4 protein-coding genes and 1 pseudogene are annotated in these 6,335 nt (G+C 62.6%); all 5 read left to right on the top strand.

Annotated elements, in window-relative coordinates:
- The coding region (flgJ, locus tag CC207_RS28020; protein WP_256582337.1) for a flagellar assembly peptidoglycan hydrolase FlgJ at window positions 1–663 on the top strand (663 nt) is incomplete at its 5' end.
- A gap of 10 nt (window positions 664–673) precedes the next feature.
- Window positions 674–2,713, top strand: coding sequence for a flagellar hook-associated protein FlgK (flgK, locus tag CC207_RS23495; RefSeq protein WP_088852862.1), 2,040 nt, complete (start codon window positions 674–676; stop codon window positions 2,711–2,713).
- A gap of 12 nt (window positions 2,714–2,725) precedes the next feature.
- The gene (locus CC207_RS23490; protein WP_028691030.1) at window positions 2,726–4,288 is read left to right on the top strand and encodes a flagellar hook-associated protein 3; all 1,563 of its coding nucleotides are present in this window, start codon (window positions 2,726–2,728) and stop codon (window positions 4,286–4,288) included.
- 285 nt (window positions 4,289–4,573) lie between these two features.
- A complete protein-coding gene (locus tag CC207_RS23485; protein WP_088852861.1) occupies window positions 4,574–5,503 on the top strand; it encodes a ketoacyl-ACP synthase III in 930 nt (309 codons plus the stop codon).
- A gap of 300 nt (window positions 5,504–5,803) precedes the next feature.
- Window positions 5,804–6,335, top strand: a pseudogene (locus CC207_RS28015) (flagellin); the annotation flags it as partial.

The following is a 6,335-nucleotide window of genomic DNA, read 5'->3' as shown; positions in this document are numbered from 1 at the left end:
GGCGCCGCGGGCAACGACACGGCCCTGCCCAGTCGCACTGGCCCCACGCTCGCCGGCGTCGCCCGGGGCGACTGGCAGCCGGCGCAGGCGTTCGCCGCGCCGCGCGAGGGTGTGCGCATTCTGGGCCGGGCCGTGGCCCAGCCGCCGCTGGCGCCGAGCAAGGCGTTCAGCGACAGCGATGCTTTCGTCGCCACCATGCTGCCGATGGCCGAGCAGGCGGCCAAGCGCATCGGTATCGACCCGCGCTACCTGGTGGCCCAGGCTGCGCTGGAAACTGGTTGGGGCAAGTCGGTCATGCGCAATCCTGACGGCAGTAGCAGCCACAACCTGTTCGGCATCAAGGCCACCGGTAACTGGCAGGGTGGCGAGGCACGGGCGATCACCAGCGAGTTCCGTGGTGGGCAGTTCGTCAAGGAGACGGCGGCGTTCCGTTCCTACGACTCCTACCAGGACAGTTTCCACGATCTGGTCAGCCTGTTGCAGAACAACAACCGCTATAAAGATGCCGTCGGCGCCGCCGATAACCCGGAACAGTTTGCAAGAGAGCTGCAGAAGGCTGGCTACGCGACCGATCCGGACTACGCCCGCAAGATCATCAGCATTGCCCGGCAGCTGCGGCCAACCCAGGAATACGCCATGGCCGGCACTAACACGAATCTATAAGGATTGAAGCATGTCTCTGATCTCGATCGGGCTTTCCGGCCTGAATGCCAGCCAGACCGCGCTGTCCATCACCGGTAACAACATCGCCAACGCGGCCGTCTCGGGTTACTCGCGTCAGCAGACCATCCAGACCACGGGGCCGTCGCACAATATCGGCACGGGCTTCGTCGGCACTGGTACCACGTTGTCGGATGTGCGTCGTATCTACAACGCCTACCTGGACAACCAGCTGCAGACCTCCACCTCGTTGAATACCGATGCGGCGGCGTTCCAGGATCAGATCACCGGCATCGACAAGCTGCTGGCCGAAAGCGACACCGGTATCAGCTCGGTGCTGACCGCGTTCTTCTCGGCCCTGCAGACCGCCTCGGCCAAGCCCAGCGACGCCGCCTCGCGCCAGCTGCTGCTGACCCAGGCGCAGACCCTGAGCAACCGCTTCAATGCCATCTCCAGCCAGATGAGCAAGCAGAACGACAGCATCAACAGCCAGCTGGACACCCTGTCGGGCCAGGTCAATAAGCTGACCTCGAGCATCGCCGATCTCAACAAGCAGATCACCCAGCTGTCGGCCTCCGGTGCCTCACCGAACAACCTGCTCGACGCCCGCAGCGAAGCGGTTCGCCAGCTCAACGAACTGGTCGGCGTCACCGTGCAGGAGCGTGACGGCAACTACGACGTGTACCTGGGCAACGGCCAGTCGCTGGTCACCGGCAACCGCGCCAACACCCTGACCGCCGTGCCGAGCGCCGCGGACCAGAGCCAGTACAGCCTGCAGATCAACTACCCGACCTTCTCCTCGGATGTCACCTCGGTGGTCACCGGCGGGCAGATCGGTGGCTTGCTGCGCTACCGCAACGACGTGCTCACCCCGTCGATGAACGAGCTGGGACGTGTCGCCCTGGTGGTGGCCGACAGCATCAACAGCCAGCTGGGGCAGGGCCTGGATGCCAACGCGCAGTTCGGCAGCGCGCTGTTCTCCAGCATCAACAGTGCCCTCGCGATCAGCCAGCGCAGCCTGGCCTCCACGAACAACAGTGCAGGCTCCGGCAACCTGGATGTGACCATCGCCAACAGCGGCGCGCTCACCACCTACGACTACGAGGTCAAGTTCACCGGCCCGAACCAGTACAGCGTGCGCCGTTCCGACGGCACCGACATGGGCAACTTCGACCTGACCACCACGCCGCCGCCGGTGATCGACGGCTTCACCTTGAAACTGAACGGTGGCGGCCTGGCCGCTGGCGACACCTTCAAGGTGAGCCCGACCCGTTCGGCGGCAGGCTCCATCAATACCGTGCTCACCGATGCCAACAAGCTCGCCTTCGCCGGGCCGATCAATGGCGTTGTGGGTAGTGGCAATACCGGCTCCGGCACCATCACCCAGCCAAACCTGGGAGCCAAGCTGGATATCTATGGTGGCGCCGACACTGCGCTGATCCAGGATTCGATCAAGCATTCCATGCCGGTACGCATGGTGTTCCAGGCCGCCAGCGGAGGTACGCAGGGCTACACCCTGTACGACTCCAAGGGTAACTCCATCGGCACAGGCACCATCGTGCCTGGTCAGGATAACAAGCTGACCATCAATGTGCCGATGCGCGATGCCAGCGGTGCGCCGATCCTCGATGGTAGCGGCAACCCGCGGACCTTCAGCGTCGAGACCACCGTCGGCGGCAGCCCGGCGACCAACGACAGCTTTACCTTTGGCTTCAATGCCGACGGCAAGTCCGATAACCGCAACGCCCAGGCGCTCCTGGGGCTGCAGACCAAATCCACCGTCGGCGTGACCTCCGGCGGCGGCTCCAGCTTCACCTCGGCCTACGCCTCGCTGGTCGAGCGGGTCGGAGCCAAGGCCAACCAGGCCAAAATCGATACCGTTGCGACCAAGGCCGTGCTCGATGCGGCCAAGGAAAGCCGCAACGGGGTTTCCGGTGTCAATCTGGACGATGAGGCAGCCAACCTGATCAAGTTCCAGCACTACTACACCGCGTCGTCGCAGATCATCAAGGCGGCGCAGGAAACCTTCAGCATCCTGATCAACGCATTGTAAGGAGTAGCCATCGTGCGTATTTCCACCGCTCAGTTCTATGAGTCGAGCGCCAGTAGCTACACCAAGAACTTCGCTGACCTGATGAAGAGCAAGACGCAGATCGACAGCGGCGTGCGCATCCAGACTGCCGCCGACGATCCGGTCGGCGCCGCGCGCCTGCTCCTGCTGCAACAGCAGCAAGCGCTGCTCAAGCAGTACGACGGCAATATGACCACGGTGAACAACTCGCTGCTGCAGGAAGAGAGCGTGCTGAGCACCATCAACGATGCCATGCAGCGCGCCAGCGAGCTGGCCCTGCGTGCCGGTGGCGCTGGCGTGACCGATGCTGATCGCGTCTCCATCAGCAGCGAGCTCAAGGAGATCGAGGCCAACATCTTCGGCCTGCTCAATTCGCGCGATGCCAACGGCGACTACATGTTCGGTGGCACCAAGACCTCGTCGCCACCCTATGTGCGCAATGCCGATGGCACCTACAGCTACCAGGGCGACCAGACCCAGCTGAGCCTGCAGGTGTCCGACACCCTGAGCCTGGCGACCAACGACACCGGCTTCAGCATCTTCGATTCGGCCAAGAACAAGAGCCGTACCCAGTCCACCCTGGTGACGCCGCCGGTCGATGACGGCAAGGTCGCGCTCTCGCCGGGCCTGCTGACCTCGAACAACACCTACAACAGCAGCTTCACCGCTGGCCAGCCGTACAAGATCACCTTCACCAGCGCCACCCAGTACACGGTGACCGATGCTCTGGGTAACGACATCACTGCCGAGACGCCCACCAATGGCACCTTCGACAGTAAGGCCGAGGGTGGCAATCGTATCGCGCTGCGCGGCGTCGAGTTCGAGATCACCGCCTCGCTGAAAGAAGGCGATGATGCCAATGCCGTCTTCGCTGGCCGCGAGTTCAGCGTGCAGGCCCGCCCCGATACGCTCACGACCGTGCGTGGTGCCGGCAACCCGTCCAGTGCGCAGGTCACCAGCGGCGCCGTGACCGACCCGGCCGCCTACAGCAGTACCTTCCCGAGTGATGGGGCGGTGATCAAGTTCACCGGTGCCAACACCTACGAGTTCTATGCCCAGCCTTTGACTGCGGACAGCAAACCCGTTGCCAGCGGTACCTTCACCGCGCCGTCGCTGACGGTGGCGGGGGTGACCTACCAGGTATCCGGTACGCCGCAGACGGGTGACCAGTTCGCGGTCAATGCCAACAACCACCAGAACCAGAGCGTGCTGGAGACCATCAGCCAGCTGCGTGCGGCGTTGGATGCGCCGCCAGGCACCTCGGGCGACAATACCGCCATCAAGAACGCCGTAGCCTCGGCTGTGGCCAACCTGGCCAGTGCCCGCGAGCAGGTGGATATCACCCGTGGTTCGATCGGTGCTCGTGGCAACTCGCTCGATATCCAGCGCCAGGAAAACACCAGCCTGAGCACGGCCAACAAGGTCACCCAGGATGCCATCGGCAACACCGACATGGCCGACGCCTCGATCATGCTGACCCTGCAGCAGGCCATGCTCGAAGCTTCCCAGCTGGCCTTCTCGCGTATTTCGCAACTGAGCCTGTTCAACAAGCTCTGATCGCGATCCGCGTCAGGAAAGCCCCGGCCAGCGCCATGCTGCCGGGGCTTTTTCGTGTCTGGCGCGCGGTGGTGGCAGGGGTTTGGCGATAATTGACTGTGACTAATGAGTCAAATCGTGCATCTTCCCTGTATTCTATGCGGCAGTTGCTGCAGCATTTTGTTACCGGTGCGCAGAGGGCAAGCCTGGTGTCGGCCTGTCCGGGGCGCATTGCCCTCGACCCGGTAGTCGGCGCCCTCAATTCATCGAGTGGCGGTCTTTGGCTGTTTTCATTGGGAAGCCAGAATGATTGGCATCAAAAGCATCGCGAGTTACGTGCCCACCGCTGGCCTGGACAACTACGTCCAGGGTGCGAAGTTCGGCAAGGACGAAGAGTTCATGTTCGGCAAGATCGGCGCCTCCTTCCTGCCGCGCAAGGCCGAGGAGCAGGAGACGTCTGACCTGTGCGTGGAGGCTGCACGGGCGCTGTTCGCCAACAACCCAGAGCTTGATCCGCAGTCGATCGATGTGCTGATCGTGGTCACCCAGAACGGTGACGAAGAGGGCCTGCCGCACACGGCGGCGATCGTCCAGAACAAGCTGGGCCTGTCGACCCGCGTGGCGGCCTTCGACGTGTCGCTGGGTTGCTCCGGGTATGTCTATGGTCTTTACGCCATCAAGGGCTTCATGCAGGCGGCGGGGCTGAAAAACGGCCTGCTGATCACCGCCGACCCGTATTCGAAGATCGTCGATCCGGAAGACCGCAACACCACCATGCTGTTCGGTGATGCCGCCACGGCCACCTGGATGGGCGAGAACGCCGTCTGGCAACTGGGCGAGGCGCGCTTCGGCACCGACGGTTCGGGTGCCGAGCACCTCAAGGTCAACGATGGCATCTTCTTCATGAATGGCCGCCAGGTGTTCAACTTCGCCCTGGTCAAGGTGCCGGCGCACCTGCATGAGCTGCTGGCGGCCAGTGGCCTGCAGTCCTCGGACATCGATGCGTTCTGCATCCACCAGGGCAGTGCGGCAATTGTCGATGCCGTGGCGCGACGCTTCGAGGAGCAGCATCCGGAGAAGTTCGTCAAGGACATGCTCGAGACTGGCAATACCGTGTCCTCCAGTGTGCCGCTGCTGCTGCAGAAGCACATGTTCGACAGTAGCTGGAAGCGCGTTGCCATCAGCGGCTTTGGCGTGGGCCTGTCGTGGGGTTCGGCGATTCTCTATCGCGGCTGATTCGCGAAGACCTCGAATAAAACGCCTGGCGTGCCCCGTCAGGCGTTTTTTTATGCGTGGAAGATCGCCCTGTAGGAGCGTGCTTGCCCCGTGATGGGCTGCAAAGCAGCCGCTGATCGGCAACCGCCAAATCAATAACCCCCTGATTTCATGGGGGTGGCGGGGTGATGGCATTTTTTTTTCGAAAATGCCCTCAAGCAACCCACGCAGACGACGATAACCATTACGAAGGTTCTCTAGGCCATACCCGGCGGATGCCAGGGCCGGAAGCCGCAGTACCCATCCAACGAGGATTTCGTCATGGCTTTAACTGTAAACACCAACATTGCTTCGGTTACTACTCAAGTTAACCTGAACAAGGCCAGCAGCGCCCAGACCACTTCGATGCAGCGCCTGTCTTCCGGCCTGCGCATCAACAGCGCCAAAGACGACGCTGCCGGCCTGCAGATCGCCAACCGTCTGACCAGCCAGATCAACGGCCTGGGCCAGGCAGTTAAGAACGCCAACGACGGTATCTCGATCGCCCAGACCGCCGAAGGCGCAATGCAGGCTTCGACCGACATCCTGCAGAAAATGCGTACCCTGGCCCTGTCCTCGGCCACTGGCTCCCTGAGCGCCGACGACCGTAAGTCGAACAACGACGAATACCAGGCTCTGACCGCCGAGCTGAACCGTATCTCGGAAACCACCACCTTCGGTGGCCAGAAGCTGCTGGACGGCTCCTACGGCACCAAGGCCATCCAGGTCGGCGCCAACGCCAACGAAACCATCAACCTGACCCTGGAAAACGTTGCTGCCAGCAACATCGGTTCCCAGCAGGTCAAGAGCACCG

The organism is Pseudomonas sp. DrBHI1, assembly GCF_002205115.1.
Lineage (GTDB): Bacteria > Pseudomonadota > Gammaproteobacteria > Pseudomonadales > Pseudomonadaceae > Aquipseudomonas > Aquipseudomonas mosselii.
This window is presented reverse-complemented; position numbering and strand designations above follow the sequence as displayed.

Bases quoted from the DNA above. Each gene is read 5' to 3' on its own strand.
- flgK (WP_088852862.1), top strand. From the start codon at position 674: ATGTCTCTGATCTCGATCGGGCTTTCCGGCCTGAATGCCAGCCAGACC.
- CC207_RS23485 (WP_088852861.1), top strand. From the start codon at position 4,574: ATGATTGGCATCAAAAGCATCGCGAGTTACGTGCCCACCGCTGGCCTG.